17 protein-coding genes are annotated in these 20,056 nt (G+C 52.8%); 3 read left to right on the top strand and 14 right to left on the bottom strand.

All coding sequences use genetic code 11. The features are described from left to right. Positions 1–253: 253 nt before the first annotated feature. Positions 254–2,419 carry a DNA topoisomerase III gene (locus AC6B99_RS11140; protein WP_496663353.1) on the bottom strand — a complete coding sequence of 722 codons (2,166 nt, stop codon included), beginning with the start codon at positions 2,417–2,419 and terminating at the stop codon, positions 254–256. Positions 2,420–2,515: 96 nt separating this feature from the next. Then, positions 2,516–2,836, bottom strand: a complete 321-nt coding sequence (locus AC6B99_RS11145; protein WP_099521380.1) for a YnfA family protein — start codon at positions 2,834–2,836, stop codon at positions 2,516–2,518. 152 nt (positions 2,837–2,988) lie between these two features. On the opposite strand from AC6B99_RS11145, the gene AC6B99_RS11150 reads away from it, so the two are divergent. Continuing rightward, a complete protein-coding gene (locus AC6B99_RS11150; protein ID WP_494879960.1) occupies positions 2,989–4,140 on the top strand; it encodes a metallophosphoesterase in 1,152 nt (383 codons plus the stop codon). Between the two features lie 183 nt (positions 4,141–4,323). On the opposite strand, the gene AC6B99_RS11155 is transcribed toward AC6B99_RS11150, so the two are convergent. The 4 genes from AC6B99_RS11155 to AC6B99_RS11170 all read right to left on the bottom strand — a co-directional run bounded on the left by AC6B99_RS11155 (position 4,324) and on the right by AC6B99_RS11170 (position 7,665). Continuing rightward, on the bottom strand, positions 4,324–4,872 hold the full coding sequence (locus AC6B99_RS11155) for a hypothetical protein (protein ID WP_496663354.1): 549 nt from the start codon (positions 4,870–4,872) through the stop codon (positions 4,324–4,326). A 25-nt stretch (positions 4,873–4,897) separates the two neighbouring features. Then, positions 4,898–5,716, bottom strand: coding sequence for a substrate-binding periplasmic protein (locus tag AC6B99_RS11160; protein WP_056039422.1), 819 nt, complete (start codon positions 5,714–5,716; stop codon positions 4,898–4,900). Between the two features lie 37 nt (positions 5,717–5,753). After that, positions 5,754–6,617: an SDR family oxidoreductase gene (locus tag AC6B99_RS11165; protein WP_235533244.1), complete on the bottom strand. Its 864-nt coding sequence runs from the start codon at positions 6,615–6,617 to the stop codon at positions 5,754–5,756. Between the two features lie 244 nt (positions 6,618–6,861). Then, on the bottom strand, positions 6,862–7,665 hold the full coding sequence (locus tag AC6B99_RS11170) for an alpha/beta hydrolase (RefSeq protein WP_056039418.1): 804 nt from the start codon (positions 7,663–7,665) through the stop codon (positions 6,862–6,864). A 226-nt stretch (positions 7,666–7,891) separates the two neighbouring features. On the opposite strand from AC6B99_RS11170, the gene AC6B99_RS11175 reads away from it, so the two are divergent. After that, on the top strand, positions 7,892–9,088 hold the full coding sequence (locus AC6B99_RS11175; protein ID WP_056039415.1) for a copper amine oxidase N-terminal domain-containing protein: 1,197 nt from the start codon (positions 7,892–7,894) through the stop codon (positions 9,086–9,088). A 123-nt stretch (positions 9,089–9,211) separates the two neighbouring features. On the opposite strand, the gene AC6B99_RS11180 is transcribed toward AC6B99_RS11175, so the two are convergent. From AC6B99_RS11180 to AC6B99_RS11210, 7 genes are all read right to left on the bottom strand, one after another. Beyond that, positions 9,212–10,684 carry a gluconokinase gene (locus AC6B99_RS11180; RefSeq protein WP_496663355.1) on the bottom strand — a complete coding sequence of 491 codons (1,473 nt, stop codon included), beginning with the start codon at positions 10,682–10,684 and terminating at the stop codon, positions 9,212–9,214. Between the two features lie 111 nt (positions 10,685–10,795). Continuing rightward, positions 10,796–11,560 (bottom strand): ABC transporter permease, encoded by a 765-nt coding sequence (locus AC6B99_RS11185; protein ID WP_056039409.1) that lies wholly within the window; start codon positions 11,558–11,560, stop codon positions 10,796–10,798. A gap of 38 nt (positions 11,561–11,598) precedes the next feature. Continuing rightward, entirely contained in the window at positions 11,599–12,369 is a 771-nt protein-coding gene (locus AC6B99_RS11190; RefSeq protein ID WP_496663356.1) for an ABC transporter ATP-binding protein, read from the bottom strand. Continuing rightward, positions 12,366–13,715: an LLM class flavin-dependent oxidoreductase gene (locus AC6B99_RS11195; RefSeq protein WP_496663357.1), complete on the bottom strand. Its 1,350-nt coding sequence runs from the start codon at positions 13,713–13,715 to the stop codon at positions 12,366–12,368. Before AC6B99_RS11195 ends, AC6B99_RS11190 begins: the two co-directional genes overlap by 4 nt. Positions 13,716–13,721: 6 nt before the next feature. Next, a complete protein-coding gene (locus tag AC6B99_RS11200; RefSeq protein ID WP_056040097.1) occupies positions 13,722–15,065 on the bottom strand; it encodes an LLM class flavin-dependent oxidoreductase in 1,344 nt (447 codons plus the stop codon). 23 nt (positions 15,066–15,088) lie between these two features. Beyond that, positions 15,089–16,198, bottom strand: coding sequence for an aliphatic sulfonate ABC transporter substrate-binding protein (locus AC6B99_RS11205; RefSeq protein WP_496663358.1), 1,110 nt, complete (start codon positions 16,196–16,198; stop codon positions 15,089–15,091). A 102-nt stretch (positions 16,199–16,300) separates the two neighbouring features. After that, complete coding sequence (locus AC6B99_RS11210) at positions 16,301–17,521, bottom strand: aminotransferase-like domain-containing protein (RefSeq protein WP_496663359.1); 1,221 nt, start codon at positions 17,519–17,521, stop codon at positions 16,301–16,303. Positions 17,522–17,741: 220 nt separating this feature from the next. Here AC6B99_RS11210 and AC6B99_RS11215 point away from each other — a divergent pair, with 220 nt between their 5' ends. Then, entirely contained in the window at positions 17,742–18,632 is an 891-nt protein-coding gene (locus tag AC6B99_RS11215; protein ID WP_056039393.1) for a LysR family transcriptional regulator, read from the top strand. A gap of 134 nt (positions 18,633–18,766) precedes the next feature. Here the strand turns inward: AC6B99_RS11215 and fabF are convergent, their stop codons facing one another. After that, positions 18,767–20,011 carry a beta-ketoacyl-ACP synthase II gene (fabF, locus tag AC6B99_RS11220; protein ID WP_494864146.1) on the bottom strand — a complete coding sequence of 415 codons (1,245 nt, stop codon included), beginning with the start codon at positions 20,009–20,011 and terminating at the stop codon, positions 18,767–18,769. Positions 20,012–20,056 lie beyond the last annotated feature (45 nt).

Consider the following 20,056-nt stretch of genomic DNA (forward strand, 5'->3'; position numbering starts at 1 on the left):
AACGTTCCTCCTGCCACTGCCAAAATAGTTGCTTCACAACCGCGTTCTTTCTCAAAGAAAACGCTTACGAAAACGATTATATTCCCTATGCCCCTATAACGCTAAAGCCAACGATAACACTAGTCAAGCCTATTTATAAGAAAAAAGCTTCCAGCCTGCTTTTTTATCGCAGGCCGAAGCTTTTTGGGGTTATCCCCATACTTATTTGCTGGCTATCTTGTTTATTAGCTTGCTCGCTAACTTGCTTGATTCCTTACTTGTCGTCTTCCTGCTTGCTCATAGCTGCCTTGAGGGCATCCGCCAAGCTGTTCGAGAGCGACACATTATCGCTGAATTGATTGATCAGTTTTTTCTCCTGATGCTTATTAATCCGGCCGCCCTGTTTATCGCCCAGCATTTCAATGACGTTGCATGGTCGGCACTGTGCGTATTTTCCGGCTTTGCCGTCATGAATTTCCATCTTCTTGCGGCATTGCGGGCAGCGCTTGTTCGACAGCGCCGGCTCAGCCGAGCGGCGATAGCCGCATTCCCGATCTGGACATACAAGCGACTTGCCGCGCTTGCCCTTCACTTCCATCAAGTGCTTGCTGCATTCCGGGCAGCGCGAATGCGTCAGATTATGAGGCTTGTATTCCTTTGTCTCATTTTTCACCTCTGCCACCCATTTGCTCGCCTGCTCGCGAATGCCCGCCATAAATTTCGCTGGGTTGCCCTTGCCAAGCGCAATCCGCTCCAGCTCCCGCTCCCACTCAGCCGTCAGCTCTGGCCGGCGAAGTTCCTCGACGACAATTTCGATCAGCTGCCTGCCTTTTCCCGTTGGCGACAGCTGATTGCCCCGACGCTCAATCGTGTCGGTTCCGAGCAGCTTCTCAATAATATCCGCGCGCGTCGCTGGCGTGCCCAAGCTATGCTTCTCCATTCGGCCAAGCAGCGATGCTTCCGTATATCTTGCAGGCGGCAGCGTCCGCAATTCCTTGAAGCGGGCTTGCTTAATCGGCAGCGTCTGCCCCATGCTCATGGCCGGCAGCAGCTGCTCCGGCTGGCGATCCGCCTCGCTGCGTGCTTTATCGTCGTCTTCATCGTCATCGTCGCTAAAGCTTCCGCTGCCAGCTCCGCTGTAAAGCTCTTTCCAGCCGCTTTCCTTCTGCACCCGGCCTTTGGCGTACAGCTTATCGCTGCCAACCGCCAGCGTAACGCTCGTCTCATCATAGCGGTACGCTGGCGAGAACAAGGCTAGAAAACGGCGGACGATCAGATCATACAGCTTGCGCTCCTCCGCGCTTAACGCAGACAAATTAACGTATTGCTCCGTTGGAATAATCGCATGGTGATCGCTCACCTTGCTGTCATCAACGAATCGCTTCGTCACAGTTAGCGGGCCGCGCAGCAGCTTGCGGGCAAAAGGCGCATAAGGGCCGACCGCCACGCTTTCCAGCCTGCTTTTGAACGTCGGCACGATGTCGCTCGATAGATAGCGCGAGTCGGTACGCGGATAAGTGACGATTTTATGCTGCTCATACAGCTTCTGCAGCACAACCGACGTCTGCTTCGCCGAGAAGCCCAGCCGCTTGTTCGCGTCGCGCTGCAGCTCCGTCAAGTCATAGGCGCCCGGATGCGGCTCCGACTTTTCGACTGTACGCAGCTTGTCGACCTTCGCGCCCTTTCCCTGCAAGCGGGCGACGACCGCTCCTGCTTCATCACGGCCCCATACACGTCCATCATGGCCATCCTGCTCGCGCCATACCGCCTGGAAAGTGCCCATATCGGCAGATACCGTCCAAAACGGCTGGGACTGGAACTGCTCAATTTCCTTCTCCCGGTCCATCAGCGCAGCGAGCGTCGGCGTCTGCACGCGTCCTGCCGCCAGCTGTGCATTGTATTTGGTCGTCAAGGCACGGGTGACATTCAGTCCAATTAGCCAGTCCGCCTCGGCGCGGCATACCGCAGATGCATACAAATGGTTATATTCCGCTCCCGGCTTCAGCCTGCTAAAGCCATCCTTGATCGCTTTATCCGTCTGCGACGAAATCCAGAGCCGTTTAAACGGCTTGCGCCAATGCACCAGCTCCATAATCCAGCGGGCAACCAGCTCGCCCTCACGCCCGGCATCCGTTGCGATAATAAGCTCGCTAATATCAGAACGCTTGCACAGCTGCGCTACCGCCTTGAACTGATGCGACGTTTCCTTCATCACCTTCAAGTTCATTTTAGGAGGCAGCAGCGGCAAATCCTCCAAATTCCAGGCGCGGTATTTCGGATCATATTCCTCCGGCTCCGCGAGGGTAACCAAATGGCCAAGTGCCCAGGTTACCACATATTTCGGGCCTTCTATGTAGCTTTTATTTTTGTTCGTACAGCCGAGCACACGGGCAATTTCCTTTGCCACGCTTGGCTTTTCCGCGAGCACTAATGATTTCATCTCTTCCATTCGCCCCATTCGTCCAGCTTGTAAAGCTATATTATCCTTACAAATGCTAATGTTGTCAAAAATAGTTCAAGCATGACGCCTAAGCAGCTATCCTCGCGGCGCCCACAAAATAATCGATACGCCGACCAGACATACGGCAGCGCCAATCCAATCGTAAAGATCAGGCGTCCGCTTGTCTACGAGCCACCCCCAAAGCACCGCCATTGCGACAAACACGCCGCCATATGCCGCATACACTCTGCCAAAGGTCGGAAACGATTGCAGCGTAGGCAAAATCCCGTACAGCACCAAGATCCCACTGCCCAATATGCCGTACCAATAAGGCTTTCCTTCGCGCAGCCAAAGCCACACCAAATAGCCGCCGCCGATTTCTGCAAGCCCAGCAGCAATAAACAATAAAATTTGCATAATTAAAGGCAACGCTAAAGCCCCCTTTTTCCCTCTAGTCTATGACTCTATTTTACCTGACAATTGCCGTTATGCTATAGTATTGTCACCATGAAGGATAATAGATGCTTTGACTTAATCTCATGCACAATGATAATGACTGGGGAGTGCAAATGTTGAAACCGCGTTTGATCGGTACAATCGCTTTAGTATTATTTATTTTTGTGGCTATTAACGCTTATATTGGCTGGAATGGATGGGTTTATTTATCGGCCTTGACTTCTCTGGACAATCCTCTGCCCTATGCCTTCGCTGTCGCCATTATTTCTATCTCTTATATCATTGGAAGACTTCTTCAACCTGTAGCACCTCTGCGCAAAATAGGGCGTGTGTTCAAGCTCATCGGCTCCTACTGGCTCGCGGTAATGGAATATGCGGTGCTGCTGCTTCCTCCAGCAAATCTGATTTATTGGCTGCTGACGAAGCTTGGTATCTCCGCCTCTACAGCTCTGCTTGCAGTAGGCAGCGCAGTCGCCGTTATCATGTTGGCCATTTTGCTGCGCGGGAGCTGGAATGCGTGGTCGCCGGTCGTTCGCACTTATTCCATTACGATTGCCAAGCCAGCAGGACCACGCACATCGCTGCGTATCGGCATGGCCTCTGACATCCACCTCGGCACCATCGTCGGCAAACGCCATTTGGCGCGGCTTGCGAAGGCTATGGAGCATATGAAGCCCGATTTGATTTTGCTGCCTGGCGACGTCATCGATGATGATATTGCCCCCTATTTGGATGACAATATGTCCGAGGTCATGAAGCGTCTGCGTGCGCCGCTCGGCGTCTACGCTGTGCTTGGCAATCATGAATATTATGGCGGACACATTGCCCGCTTCATTGCGGAGATGGATGCTGTCGGCATACGCGTCCTGCTGGACGAGAGCGTGAAAATTGACGACGGCTTTTACATCATTGGCCGCAAGGACTTAACCGCGAAGCGATCAGACCCGGAAGGCCGTCAATCCGTGAAGGAGCTCGTCGCAGCGCTTGACGCTACCCTGCCGCTCATCATGATGGATCATCAGCCCTCCGATCTGGAGCAGGCTTCGCTGCAGGGCATTGATCTTTCCTTGTCCGGCCATACCCACCGCGGTCAAATGATGCCGAACCACTTGTTCACAAGACGGCTGTTCGAGCTGGACTGGGGCTTTTTGAAAAAAGGACAGCTGCATGCCATCGTCTCCTCCGGCTTCGGCACTTGGGGACCGCCGCTTCGCATCGGCAGCCGCGCCGAAATTATTCAGCTCAACGTCGAATTTCGTCCATAAGCAACACTCGCTTAACGCTATACATTACCTGCTGGATTTTGCCTGATGGATTGCTGCTGACTTTAGCAAAAAAACAAAAAGACTGGCGATGACCTTATCGGGTGCCTTCTTGCACAGCCCGATGCGTCGCCAGTCTTTTTTATGCCCATGCGTTTATTGATTGCACGCTTATTGATCATTCGTTTATTGGTTGTTCGTCCGAACCTGTTGAAAGGTGCGCCCCACCCAGCCAAAAATAACCTGTGTTTTAATGATTAACAGTAATCCTAGCCCCAGCTTCACTATGCATTCCATTATGACAGCCCAGTTGGAATAAAGAAACGGCTGCGTTACTGTATAGCTCGTTTCATTAACTTGCAGAAGCTGAATGATCGTTGACGCGAGCGTAGGCAAGGTTAGCACAATAAGGATGACGCCTGTAAGCGACAACGCAAGCTTGTAAAGCTCGCCGCTGGCGAATCGAGTAGCTGGAAGCGCCTCTGCGGCGTCTTCTACTTGGCCTTGCACAATACGCAGTACGAGGCCTTCTGCCTTCGACCATAGAAAAACGCTTGCCGCCACATAAACGAGGCCTGGCAGTACCAGAGACAAATACGCCCACGCCGATACATGAGCATCGCTGCCGCTCAGCATAATAGGCGCTACTACATCCATCAGCCTTCCAATGCCTGCTACCAAAAAATAAATCGCCAACACGCGAATAGCTGTAAAAGCAAATTGCCGTTGTTTCATGTGTGTTCCTCCTTCGTTTTCCCCATTATTGCAGCCATTTGCTGTACAGCACATCCGCATCGCCATTTTCCTGCAGCCTGTGTATGACCTGATTGACGACCTGAAGCAATTCGGTCTGCCCTTTGACGACAGCTATCCCGAAGCCTTCTTGGGTAAATGCGCCGCCTACCAGCTCCAAGTGTGCCTCGGGATAATGCTGATTGTAGCTGACCTGCTTTAAATAATCGTTAAATACGATATCTACCTCGCCAGAGCGCAATGCTTCCATACATTCCGCTACCGAAGCATACGATCGTATTTTAATTTCTTTGCCCTGCGCAATAAGCGCTTCTGCTTCCCGTTCGCTGGTCGCCTGCGTTTTTACACCAATCGTCTTGCCAGTCAAATCATTAAGCGAGCGTACCGAATGATCGCTCATCCGCTTGACGATTGCCATGCCGGAATCCAAATATTTATCCGACATATCGACGGTGCGTTCCCGCTCCTCGGTAATATACATACTGGCTATAACCATGTCGGCTTTACCCAGCTGCAAGGCGTTAAGCAGCTCAGCAAAGGGCATTTTTTTCCATTCAATGTCTACGCCAATTTCGTCTGCAATCGCTTGCGCCAAATCCACATCGTACCCTATAAACTCGCCTGTCTCTTCATCCGTATATTCAAACGGGTAATTTTCGGTTGTGGCGATAACCAGCTTGCCCGACTGTTTAATGATTGGCAGCCATTGCAGCATGGCAGGGTTGCTTCTCTCAGGCTTCGGCGCATCCTTCGTACAGCCAGCCAGCATGAGGCTAAACAACGCAAGCAGCGCGATAGCCGACTTGACAGCTGCTTTCTCAAACATTCAAACAACCTCCCACGATAACGCCCCCCAGCTCGCTTTATTTCGCTTGCTTTCTGTGTTCAAGCTGCTGCTCGCTCCATTCCCAAAGCCGCTTGGCAGCCTGCTCATCCATTGCTTTAGCAGACACTTCCTCCCTTTTTTGCTTATAAAAATAGTGCCCGCTTACCGCTCCGCCTTCCTCCGAGCTCGCCAAATACAGCGCCGTCTGCGCCCCCTGCAGCGAAGTTAAGAAAAAAGGCCGCAGCAGCGCATGCATGCTTTTGCCGAATCCCGTCTGGCGGTTAACGCCGAGCGACGTTCCTACCGCTCCTGGATGCAGGCAATTAACCGTCACCTTCGTATGCGCCAGCCGCCTAGCCAGCTCCTTGGTGAACAAAATATTGGCCAGCTTCGATTGGGCATAACCCTTTACTACACTAAAGCCTCGAGTCAGATTTATGTCTTCAAAATGGATTTTCCCCGCTTTATATGCGCCCGAGGATACATTGACTACTCTGCCCTGCGGTGATCGCTCCAGCAGCTCCAATAGCGATGTCGTCAGTAAAAAATGGCCCAGATGATTAACGCCGATCATGCTTTCATAACCATCCTTGGTTAGCTCGCGCTTCAGCGATACAACGCCTGCATTGTTTAGCAGCACATCCAGCCGGTCGTACCGCTGCTTGAAAGCTTCGCAAAAGGCAGCAATGCTCGCAAAATCTCCAAGATCACAGGCCATCAGCTCAATATGCGCAGCACCGCTTGCGGCAAGTGCCTGCTGCCTTGCGGCTTCGCCGCGCTCCAGGCTGCGGCAAGCCATAATAACGTCCGCGCCAGCCTTAGCCAGCTCCGTAGCTGATGCCAATCCCATGCCCGCATTTGCTCCGGTAACAAGTACGATTTTCCCTCTCATTTGCATCATGCTTCTCAGCTCCGCTTCTCTATCTATATCGTCATAAGCCGATTATAAGGGTGACGCTTATAATGGCTTATATTTATAAAAAGGCCTCCGGCTTTTCCCGGAGACCCTGTGACTGCTGCTGCACCAAATGCCCAAGCCCATAGCAGCAGGCCAGCAAGCCCTTAGGACCAATCGTCAGATTGAATGAATAATTCGCTCCTGCGCCCTGCTGCTGTACTCATGCTGTTCGCTATTGTAGCTATCGTTACTGAACCTCTAAATCTTCCGTAAAGCCGCGTTTTTTCAGCCAGTTGCCGCAGCATAAGCTCCAAGTATGCGCTTCAGGATGGTCATAGGCAAGGCCGATGCCATGTCCGCCGCTCTCATAAATGTGCATTTCATAAGGAACGCCGCTGCTAGCAAGCGCTGCTGCAAACATTAAGCTGTTCTGGACCGGAACGGCCCCGTCATCTGCGCAATGCCAGAGGAAGGTCGGCGGTGTCTGCTCCGTAACTTGCAGCTCGTTCGACAGCTCCCTGCGAAGCTCCTCAGGCGCATCATCACCAAGCAAATGGACCAAGGAGCCATCGTGACGGAACTCCCCTAGCGAAATAACCGGATAACACAGAACCATCGCATCTGGGCGGCTGCTTGCACGTTCGATCGGATCGGAGCTGCTGCTGTCTCCGGCATCAAAATGCGTGCCGACTGTGGAAGCCAGATGACCGCCAGCCGAGAAGCCGAGTATGCCAATACGCGCGGGATCAATGCCGAACTCAGCTGCCTGGCTTCTGACGATCCGCATGGCGCGCTTCGCGTCACCGAGCGGAATAGGATGCTTATGCGGAGCTACACGGTAATGAAGAACAAATGCATGCAAGCCTAAATCATTTAACCACTTAGCAATTGGCTCTCCTTCATGATCGGCACGATAGCGATAACCGCCGCCTGGAAGCACGATGACTGCTGCTAGTGGCTTACCCGACTTGATAAGATGAGGCACTAAATACGGGCGCTCACCTTCCACATTTTCATAAGCTGATTCTGGCCATAATGCTATTTCCGTCATATGCGAAACCTCCGAATTAACATTTTATGCTAATGATAGCCCTTGCTTCAAAGCCATTATACATGAATTCCACTTGGAGTATGTCAATTCCTTCATCACGTTAGACAACTAAATCGAATTTTATTCAGCCAAAATTGTAACTATTTGTAGTGTGGCTGCGTCTTTAATTTTAGACTAAGCTTAGAAGGCATAGCAATAGCAACGACCTTAAATAGGAGGAATAAGGATGAAACGTTTACGCACTGCTTTTACAGTCATTCCAGCAATCAGCCTCGCAGCTTCGTTAATGGGAGCGCCTCTTGCATCAGCAGCACTTCCAGCAAGCAGCAGCGATTACATAACAGCGGCGGCAGTTGCACCAGCCGCCAAGAAAATAACGCTTAAGGTGAACGGAAACTCCTATGTGACCGAAGCAGCTCCTTTTATATCACAAAACTCGGTGTATATGCCGCTTCGTGAGGTTGGCGAGCTGCTAGGAGCCCTAGTGTCTTGGGACGCAGCCGCCAAAGCCGTCACGATGAGCTACCCGGGACATCTGGTTACGTTGAAGGTCGGGTCCACGGAGGCGATCAACAACGGCAAGCAGATCAAGCTGAACACCCCGCTGCAAGTGATTAAAGGCCATGTCTACGTACCGCTGCGCTTTTTCTCGGAATCCATTGGGGCAAGCGTGACTTGGAAACAGGCCGATAACACAGTAGGGATTAACCAGAAGGTCACTTATCAAACGGGTGGCAGCTTGCAATCCGGCGCAGCATGGCTAGATACGGCAACTGGCAATCTGTATACGGCGCTTGGCAAATCCGATATTCCCCAGCTTGCGGGCAAGCTTAAGCTGGATGCAGACATCGCCGGCTACTGGGGCCTTTCAACTAAAGCAATCGGGACCAGCGGCCTTATGGTATCCATTCTCTTCAACTATGGCGAGCCTAGCGTTCAGTTCCAATCCCACGCCGCTTATATTAAAGATCATAAGCTGGTCAAGCAAGCTGCTGCGAAATACTTCAAGCGCTATGAGCCTAACATCGTCGCCATGAACAACAACCCTTTGCTGACGGACGGCAAAACGTTATCTCTGCTGGACAGCAGCGGAGCCACTTTGGAGGAATATGATCTTCCCAAGCTGGGTGGCAAAGATGAAGTGTATGCCGTGCTAGGCATGGGCCAAGGCTACCTAATTATTCGTCCTAACCAAACAGGGCTGCTTACTTTAGTCGATTTGAAGACGGGCAACGCTACGCTTCTTTATAAACAGTTCTTGTCTGCTGCCGAGCAGGAATATGCGGAAAAGAACGACATTCCTTATTATGGCGATGAGCTTGCTTTCACTGGCGAAACGTCCAAAGGCGTCCTCAGCTTCTCCTATCGCAGCGCCCTCGATGGCAAAAGCTATACCTACAGCTATTCGCTGAATAAAGCGTAAACGGCTAATGCTTATGTTTAAATAATAAAACAAGCCCCGATAGCGATTTATTACCGCTGCGGGGCTTGTTTTTTTGGCGGCTGCCCGCCTATAAATGGTGCGGCTTAATGATTAGGCTGCCCTTTAGAAAAAGGCTGCCATCGTCTTCGCCAGCTTTTCATAATTCGCATAAATTTCTTTGTAGCGCTTGCTCATCTCCGGGTTCGGCACAACAGGCTTGTCCATTGGAATATGCTGCTTAATTTCCTCATAGGAGCTCGCATAGCCAGTTGCTACTAGTGAAGTCCAAGCGGCGCCCCATGCGGCGCTATGATGGTTTTCCGAAACGTATATTTCGGCGTCGAAAATATCCGCCATCATTTGCAGCCAGAGCGGCGAGCGGGACAGCCCGCCGTTCACATACATTTTTTGCGGCGCGCCCGCCAGCTTCTCCAGCGCCTTGCCAATTTGATACAGGTTGAACGTTACACCCTCAAGCACCGCGCGAATTAAGTGTGCCCGCTCATGGGTCATCGTTAAGCCGTAGAAATTGCCCTTCGCCCGCTGATTCCACAGCGGTGCCCGTTCGCCGTTCAAATACGGCAGGAAAAGCAGGCCGTCCGCGCCGGGAGCAATCTTTTCAGCCTCAGCCAGAAAAGCCTCGTAGCCGCCCTCATAATTCAGCGTATCCTTCAGCCATTGCAGCGCAATCCCGCCATTGTTCGTCGGGCCGCCGACGATATACGTGTCCTTCGTAAAAGAGTAGCAGAACGTCTCGCGGCTATCGCTCACCTTCGCCTGATGCGTAAGCTGGCGGATTGCCCCGCTCGTCCCAACAGATACGGCAACCTCGCCGGGAAGAATCGCGCCAATGCCGAGGTTAGACAACTGCCCATCCGCAGATCCAATCGCGAAGGGCAGGTCCCTTGAGACGCCCATTTGCGCAGCAATATCCGCATTCAGCCCCGAGAGAATTTCCGTTGGCGGCACGATTTCGGACAGCTGCGCTGCTGTAATGCCGGTTAACGCCAGCAGCTCTGGCTCCCAGTCCAGCTTGGCTGGATTGAATAAGCCGGTTGCCGAAGCCATCGCATAATCGATTTTGCGTTGTCCGAACCAACAGTAGAGCAAATATTCCTTAATCGACATAAAATAGCTCGCTTGCTCATAAGGCTCATAGTTATTTTCTTTCATCCACAGCAGCTTCATGAGCGGCGTCATCGGGTGAATCGGCGTTCCCGTCGCCTTGTACACCTGCTCCCCGCTTGCTTCCAGCAGCGCTTCCGCCTGGCCCGCGCTTCTTCCATCCGCCCAAATAATCGCCGGAGAAGTCGGATTCCCAGCTGCGTCAAGCGTCAGAATCGCATGCATCGCCGCCGAAAAACCGAGCGCCAGCAGCTCGCCTTCCTCTACCTTCGCCTTCTCAATCGCTTCTCTAATAGCGAGCACGGCCGAGCGCTCGATTTCCACCGGGCTTTGCTCCGCCCAGCCCTGCTGCGGGTAGTAGAACGTATTCATTTTCTCCACATCTGCGACCAAATGGCCGTTTCGATCAAAAATACAAGCTTTCACGCTGGTTGTCCCCAGATCAAGCCCGATTACCAGCTCTCTTCCCATCTCTCATCGTCCTTTTCGTCTCCAGCTCCGAAGGGCCGTATTTTCCGCTTGCTATCGTTTTATTATAACTGATTTGCGGGACGAATGAGCGGTATGGGTTGTTTTTTTGCATTATCCCCGGTAGTTATCCTGCCACTTCAGCAGTCTGCGCTCCAGCAATCGTACGGCTGAGTCGGCCAGCTTGCCAACAGCGGCAAACACGAAAATGCCAACGAACACGGCGCCTGTCCGCACATACGATCTGGCATCCTGAATCAGATAGCCGACGCCGCTGTCGGCTCCCATTAATTCAGCTACAACGAGGCACAGCCAAGCTATGCTGAGCGATAGGCGAAGGCCCAGCAACACGTTGGGCAAGGCGGCGGGGAGCATCAGCTTCGTCACCTGCTTGTAACGGCTAAACTCAAGCACGCGCGCTACGTCGAACAGCTTTTTATCGACACCCCTGACACCGAGAAAGGTGTTCACATACAGCGGGAAAAACGCACCCATTGCAATCAACAGCACCTTGGACAGCTCGCCAAAACCAAACCACAAAATGAACAAAGGAGTAATTGAGAGCAAAGGCACGGTCCGCAGCATCTGTACGGTAGGATCAACCAATTCCTCGACTTTTACATACATGCCAACCAATAAGCCAATAAGCAGCCCCAAGCTCCCGCCCAGTAAAAAGCCGAGCGCGGCGCGCACGACGCTAATGCGGATATGATAGTACAATTCCCCTGAAAGGAGCATCGCGAACAGATCCCCAAAAATGGAGCTTGGTGCTGGAAAAAGCTTAGGGTCTGCCGCTCCCGACCAAGACGCCCACTGCCATAGAAGCAGCACGCAGACCGGGATAACAGCCCCTTTCCACCATTTTCCTGATTGTTTCATATTATCTCCTTCATGTTGGTATCACGATGCCTCTAGCTTTAAATGACCCAGTTTTCCTCTGGCTCCTCCTGCTTCTCCAGCACTCGCATGACTTGAGAACGCAGCTCTTGAAAGCCTTGGCTATGCCGCGTGCGCGGATAGGGCAGATCATTGCGAACAATCTGCTTGATTCGCCCTGGCCGAGCATCCATAACTACGATTCTTTCGGATAAAAAAACCGCTTCGTCGATATCATGAGTGACGAGCAGCATCGTCGCCCGATTATTGCGCCAAATGTCCAGTAGTGCTTCCTGCATATGCGTGCGGGTGAAGGCGTCGAGCGCGCCGAAGGGCTCATCCAGCAGCAGCACCTGCGGGCTTTGCATAAGTGCCCTTGCAATAGCGACCCGCTGGGACATCCCGCCAGACAGCTCCTTCGGATACGCCTTCTCAAACCCTTCCAAACGCACCAGCTTAATCATTGCATCCACCTGCCCGCGAACGTCTTTGTTTCGCAGCGATTGATTGGCGGCAATATTCCGCTCTACCGTGAGCCACGGGAAAAGGCGATGCTCTTGAAAAATAAACCCTTTGTCGCGGCTGGGCTTGCCTGCATCGACCCCACCAAGCAGCACGGAACCCTCGTAATCGGCATCGAGTCCGGCGATAATTTTGAGCAATGTGCTTTTGCCGCAGCCGCTCGGCCCGATGATGGTAACAAATTCGCCGGGACTCAGACTCAAATGAATGTCAGCGAGCACATGATTCTGCTTTTCCGCCCTGAAGGTTTTGTCCACCGCAATCAATTCCAGCTTGCCGCTGCCGCTCATGCGTCCACGCCGCTTTCTTGCCGGGCATAGCGGCTGGCAGGACGACGCAGCCCCAAGTTTTCGCGCAAGGTGCCGCCTTCATATTCCGTGCGAAACAAGCCGCGCCGCTGAAGCACCGGAATAATCTTTTCTACAAAACTATCCAGTCCGCCAGGCATGTAGGGCGGCATAATGTTAAAGCCATCTGCCGCCTCCTCGCGCAGCCATGCTTCCATCTGGTCCGCAATTTGTTCGGGCGTTCCAATCACGGTAAGATGACCCCTTGCCGAAGCAAACCGCAAATAGACTTCCCTCACCGTCAAGCCTTCTCTTCTAGCCGTCTCCATCACCAGCTGAAAACGGCTGCGAGTGCCGCCAGCCTCCTGCAGCTCTGGGAACGGTTCGTCGTCGCCATAGCCCGAAAGATCAATATTATCGAATACGCCGCCTAGCAAGGCAGTACCGATTTTGCGGTCCACCAGCTGTTGAAGCTGCTGGTAGTTCGCTTCGGCTTCTTCCTGTGTGTCCCCTATAATAGGGAACAAGCCGGGCATTATTTTAATGTCATCACGGGAGCGGCCGTTTGCTTCCGCGAGTTCTTTTACTTGCTTATAAAATTTCTTTGCGCTGTCCAACTGATTTTGCACCGTGAATACGACATCGGCATTTTTTGCCGCGAATTGCTGCCCAGTCCCGGATGATCCCGCCTGAATAATGACCGGACGCCCTTGCACGGGACGGGCTACGTTCAGCGGCCCCTGTACGGAGAAAAATGTCCCTTGATGGTTCAGCACATGTACTTTATCCAAGTCAAAATACTCGCCGCTCTCCTTATCCGCCTGCACCGCATCCTCATCCCAGCTATCCCATAAACCGGACGCCACCTGGAAAAATTCATCCGCCCGCTCATAACGAAGCTCATGATCAAGAATTTCATCCTGGCCAAAATTGTGGGCTTCGTCATTCAGCGCCGACGTTACGACGTTCCAGGCCGCCCTGCCATCGCTAATATGATCAAGGGATGCGAATTTGCGCGCAGCATGATAGGGCTCATTAAAGGTAGTCGAGAAGGTAGCCGCGAGGCCGATATGCTCCGTTACAGCAGCCAGATTCGACAGCAGCGTCAGCGGCTCCAGCTTGCCATAGCGGTCGGTCAAGGCCGATTTGTATGGCAGCGGAACGGCGAGATCATCGGCCAGAAACATCAGATCAAACTTCCCTCGCTCTGCCGTCTTGGCAAGCTGTTGATAATAGCGAACGTTGTGGCTTTGGAGCGTAGCCGTCTCAGGATGCCTCCATGCAGCGGCGTGATGCCCCGTGCTTTGAATAAACAAGCCCAGCTTTAATTGTTTTGGCGTATCGCTCATTTTCAGCTATCCCTCCTTCGCCGTATTGACGGTTGCTGCGAACTGGCTGATTGGACGGCGGAGCCCCAGGTGGTCCCGCAGCGTATTTCCCGCGTATTCGGTGCGGAACAAGCCTCTGCGCTGCAGGACGGGAACGACCTGATCGACAAATTCTCCCATGCCCCCCGGCAGCAGCGGCGGCATAATATTGAAGCCGTCGCAGGCTGCGCTGCGGAACCAATCCTCCATGACATCGGCAATTTGCTCCGGCGTGCCTCGCACCTTCATATGTCCACGGGCTACGGCAAAATGCAAGCCAAGCTCGCGAATCGTCTGCTTCGTTCTCCGCGCCGTCTCCACGATGATTTTCGCCCGGCTAGTATTGCCCTCAAGCGGGATATCCGGCAGCTGCTCATCAATGGAATAGCCCGATAAATCCACATTCAGCATTCGTGATAAATACGTGACGCCTGCGGATGGCAATATCAGCTCGTAAAACTCCTCTTCCTTCGCCTTTGCCTCGGCTTCAGTCGCACCTACAAAATACATCAGGCCGGGCAATATTTTCACATCGCTTGCCTCTCTCCCGAATTCGGGAAGCAGCCCCTTCACATGCTTATAGAAGCGGATCGATTCTTCTTTATCCTCGCATGCTGTAAACACAACATCCGCCCCGCTTGCTGCGAACCGTGATCCAGCAGGGGAAGTCCCTGCCTGAATAATGACCGGGCGTCCCTGCGGAGACCTTGGAATATTAAGCGGCCCCAGCACCGAGAAGGACTCGCCGCGGTGCTCCAGCAGATGCACCTTCTCCTTGTCAGCAAACAAGCCTGCTTTCTTGTCCCATAGAAGGGCGTCATCCTCCCAGCTATCCCATAGCGCATTCGTTACATCTAAAAATTCCCGCGCTCTATCATACCTGCTGCCATGCTCCGGCAGCCTCTCCATGCTGTAATTCAGCGCGTCTCCCTCCTTGGTCGAGGTGACCACATTCCAGGCGGCGCGCCCTTTGCTGAGATGATCCAGCGTCGAAAACCGACGTGCGACATTGTAAGGATCATTGAATGTCGTAGATACGGTTGCCGCAATGCCGATTTTATCCGTGATCGCAGCGAGCGCGCCAAGCACGGCAGTCGCTTCCGGGTAGACGAAGCGGGCGCTCGATTCCGCATCGCTCAGCGGGATTGATCCGGAATCCGCCAGAAACAGCATATCCAGCTTGCCGCGTTCCGCGCTTGCCGCCAATTCCTTGTAAAAATCCATACTAATGATTTCATTCGTATCCGTACCCGGATGGCGCCAGGCCGCAAAATGATGGCCAAAAGTAAACACAAAGGCGCCCAGGTTCATTTGTTCGTTCAATTGCTTCATGTCATTGCCACTTCCATCCTGCATTATTTATTCACTGCTGCCTTTATATCTGCCAATGTTTTCGTAATGAAGGTGTTATCAATAACTTTGGACACATCAACCTTCGTTTTAATTTCACCCAGTTCGAACATGAGGTCGGCCGTTTCCTGCTGAAATTTCGTCGCTTCCTCCGAAATCGGAAGATTTGTCGGCTCAGAGCTTGGATTCGCCATGGATGCCCGAATTGTATCCTCGCTCACATTTTTGATTTTGGCGTTCAGGGCAACCGCCTCGTCCAAATTCGCTTTTTGCCAGTCAATTGATTTCTGGTAGGCTTTGAGAAAAGCCTCTACAAGCTCAGGATATTGGTCCGCGAATTCTGTTCGAGAAATGACATAGCCCGGGGTAAACAAGCCGATTGTGGACGACTCGGCTACGATTCGGGATGACCCGCTGCTCGTTTCCTGGCTCCGGTACGGTTCAAAAATAACCCAAGCGTCAACTTGTCCGCCTTGGTACGCCGCCTGTGCATCGCTAGGCTGAAGGTTGACCAGCTTGACATCATCTGGCGAAATGCCTTCTTTCTTGAGCGCATGCTGGAGCAAGCCCCATGAGCTGCTTCCTTTCGCAACAGCGATCGTTTTACCCTTCAAATCTTTAATGGATTGAATGCCGCTTGCCTGCGGAACAAGAATCGCATCAGGTGCTCCGCTGCTGCCTTCGGCAATGGACTTGAAGGCAATGTCGGCCGCTTGAGCTGTAATTGTGCCAATATAGCCTGTACGGACGATATCCAGTCTGCCCGCCGCCAATGCCTCATTGTATTGGGACGCGCTTGCAAGCGTCTGAAACTCGACGGTTGCGCCGTATTTGCCGATCTCTTCCGCGAACCAGCCCTTTTCCTTGCCTACGATCATGGGGCCGACCTGGCTGCCCTCAAGGTGGACGACAACGCCTTTGTATTTATCTGCATCTTGCTCCGTCGCAGCAGATGATGAAGTCGGCTCCGCACTTGCAGGTGCAGCGGATACCTCTGCCGAAGCCGCAGCATTCGTACCCGCCGCTTCCTGCTGCTGGCTGCCGCATGCCGCTAGCAGCAGCACCATAGCTGCAAAAATTAAATAGCTCATTCTAGTTGTCCATTTTGCTTTCATTTATAATTCCTCCTGATTTGCTGGCTGAAACGCCGCCTTTGGATGTAGTAAATTCTGTGTCAAAACTTATACTTTGTATGCTTTTTAAATTTTTCAAGCTTTTCAAACGGTTTGAGCTGCCTGATCGTCTCGATAATCCTGATACGCTTCGGCTAGCCGGATAATGCCGAGCTCAAGCGCATCCCCATCGCAGTAGCTGAACGATAATCTGGCGTAGCGCTTCCCGTCCTCCGGCGATAAATAAAACTGTTGGCCATCAATGAAGCTGACTCCGCGCTCAGCGGCATACTTCACGAGTTCCCCGGTATCTACCTCTTCCTTAAACCGAAGCCAGACGAAAAATCCGCCTTCGGGCACCGCATATTCCACCGCGTCTTTTAAATGCTTGTCCAGTGCAGCAAGCATGCTGTCACGCTGCTCCCGGTATCGGGTAATGAGCTGCTCGATATGCGTCTCAAGCGAACAGCCGCTTAGTAAATTTCCGATAATCTGCTGGGTAAATGCGCTGGCCCGGCTTCCATGAAAGAAGGAGCCCAGCTTGCCTGCGGTATCCTGCGACGCGATCGCCCAGCCCAACCTTATGCTTGGAGCAATCGTCTTTGAGAATGTGCCCAAGTAAATCGTTCTTTGCGGGGCAAAGCTATAAATAGCTGGCAAATAGACAGCTCCAAAATTCAGCTCCGAGTAGGCATCATCTTCCAGAATGAAAAAATTATAGGCCAACGCCAGCTCGGCAAGGCGCTTGCGGCGGGAAAGGGATAAGCTGATTCCGCCCGGATTATGATAATTCGGAATGCAGTACAGCAGCTTCGGAAGCGGCAAATTTGCACGGGCCGACTGCTCAAGCGCTTCCTCCACCAAATCGACTCTGAGGCCCTGCTCATCAATGGGGAACGAGGTAAGCACCGCCTCGCTGGAGCGAAACGTATTCAGAGCACCGAAGAAGGTTGGGGCCTCTACCCAGACATGATCCCCCGGCTCCAAAATAGCCCGGCAAGCAAAATCGATCGCCTGCCCTGAGCCGTAGGTGACGAGCACCTCCTGCGGAGCGGCATGGATTCCCCGCAAGACGGATCGCTCGGCAATCCATTGTCGAACGACAGCCGGGCCATCCGCTCCCGAATATTGCAGGGCAGCGTGGCCTTGCGTCAGAATGGCATCAGATGCCGCCTGCTGGAGCGCATCATAGGGAAATGATGCCGATGCTGGAGAGCCGTAGGATAACGGAACGACATCGGTGCGATTGGACGCTTGCGCCGCCCCCATCGGCGCCTGCTGCGGCACTCTTTTGGCAAAACGAAAAGGAGCAAGTTTGTCTCCCATAACTATTTTTCACAACCTCTCTAATGAATGTCATGCTGCTGAATGGCTGCCAGTCTTGCGTTTTCCTGTTAACAGTCTTAAGCCTTATCGTAATTTTGTAATTTCCGATTGGATTGCAAGGATTTATTAATTGAAATGTTACACATTCCTAATTACAATGTAAAATATATAAAAACAATGTTTCCATAACCCGAGCTTATGACAGAAGAGGTGATCTAATATGCGTATTGAACAATTGAGATATTTAGTCGAGGTAGCGCATAGCGGTTCCATTACTCTGGCTGCGGAGAAGCTTCACTTGTCGCAGCCCAACATCAGCAACTCGATAGCCGCCTTGGAAAATGAGATCGGCCTGGCGATTTTTACCCGCACCCGCTCGGGAACCCGCCCGACTGCTGTGGGCAATAACCTGATTCAGATGGCTGAGGATATTTTGTCGCGCTGGGATAACTTCACAGAGACGGCCAAGCTGAACAGCTCGCTTCTGAACGAACGGCTTGTCATCGGGGCGACCTTCGGGGCTTGCACCAGCTTTTTGCCCAAGCTGCTCACCCATTACTCGGAGAAATATCCGCTTGTTGAGCTGGAAATTACAGAAAGCCATCCGAGCGAAATAGAAGAACGGCTGTTGAGCGGAGATTGGGATGTGGGACTTATTGGAACGCCGGAGGAAATGTCCTTTAAAAATCTGGTCGCCGAAAAGTTTTTAACATGCAAAATTATGGCATGCGTTGGGGGCAAGTCGCCTTTGGCCTACAAAGAGAGCCTTTCCATGGAGGAAATTGGGAAGCATTCGATTATCAGCACCTCGGAGCGTATGAAGGAGGAGCTTCAGGCGTATGGCACGAGCCGGGAAATTTTTCATTCCAAGCATTCCGAGGTTTCTAAACGGGTCATCAGCGAGGGACTCGGCATCGGCTTTTATTTGGATATTTCCTTGAAAAATGACCCTTACGTCATGACCGGGCATATCGTTCCGATCCCGCTTCAGGTCGAGCATCCCGTCGATTTTTACTGGCTGCATGCCAAAAAGAAGCAATCGCTCGCTTGCGAAGCTTTTATTAAAGAGCTGAATGTGCTTATCCCCCAATTTATGCGGATGAATGCTTGAAGAAATAAAGAGCCCCCAATGAGCAGCAGGCGATTCAGCCGCTGCTCATTGGGGGAACAAAAAAATCATATAGAAGCTCAGCTTGACCTTGCGCTACAGCTGTTCATTTAGAATATTTCTCCTAGTGTTTATGGTTACTCCTCAAATTTGCGCATCGCAATGACCGCATTATGGCCGCCAAAGCCGAAGGAGTTCGTGAGGCCGACCTTTATATTTGCACGGCGCGCTTCGTTCGCTACGATGTCTAAATCTCCGCAGGCCGGGTCCGCCTGCTCGTAGTTGATCGTCGGCGTAATGACGCCTTCCTGCAAGCCTTTGGCGAGGGCAATCGCCTGGGCGCCTCCCGATGCCCCGAGCATATGCCCCAGCATCGACTTCGTCGCCGTGACAGCTGGCGGCTGCTTGCCATCGGCTGCAAACAAGCGGCGAATCGCCGAAGCCTCCGAGCGATCGCCAACCTCAGTACTAGTGGCATGCGCGCTAATCACATCCACATCCGCAGGTGCTAGTCCCGCTTCCTGCAGCGCAAGCTTCATTGCCCGGTAGGCCCCATCTCCATCAGGCGGGGTCGCTACGATATGATAAGCATCCGAGGTCGCTCCATAGCCTACTACCTCTGCATAAATGCGTGCTCCTCTGCTTTGCGCATGCTCAAGCGATTCCAGCACCATAATGCCCGCTCCCTCCGACATCACAAAGCCATCCCGGCCGCTGTCAAAAGGACGGCTTGCCCGCTCCGGCTCTTCGTTGCGAGTTGAAATCGCGGTCGCATTGCCGAAGCCTGCAACCGCAATATCCGTTACGGCTGCCTCTGAGCCTCCGGCAAACACAACGTCCGCCCAGCCGCCGCGAATGAGGCGGAACGCCTCGCCAATGGCGGTATTGCCCACAGAGCAGGCAGTTACTGGCGCAAGCGTCGGGCCGAGCGAGCCAAGCCTAATGCTGATTTGCGCAGCTGCCATATTGGCAATCATCATTGGCACGAGCAGCGGACTGACCCGGCCTGGCCCGCGCTGGCGCAGCTGCCCTTCGTTATCCTGCAGCGTTTGCAGGCCGCCAATGCCAGAGCCGACATATACCGCCAGCCGCTCACGGTCCAACTGCTCCAGCTGCAAGCCCGAATCGGCAAGCGCCTCTTCCGCTGCCGCGAGGCCAAACTGGGTGAAGCGGTCCATTTTGCGGGCTTCTTTTTTCCCAAACCGCTCCTCCGGATTAAAATCCCGCACTAGACCGGCGAAATGCGTCTTATGGTTCGATGCATCGAATGTATCGATAGGGCCAATGCCCGATTTTCCCGCAAGCATTCCTTGCCAAAACGTCTCTACTCCTACTCCTAATGGCGATACGACACCAAGCCCTGTCACAACGACTCTATTCATCATTTGTTCCCCGCTTTCCAATCATAAACTGCTTATCTCGATTGA

Source organism: Paenibacillus liaoningensis (genome assembly GCF_059609455.1).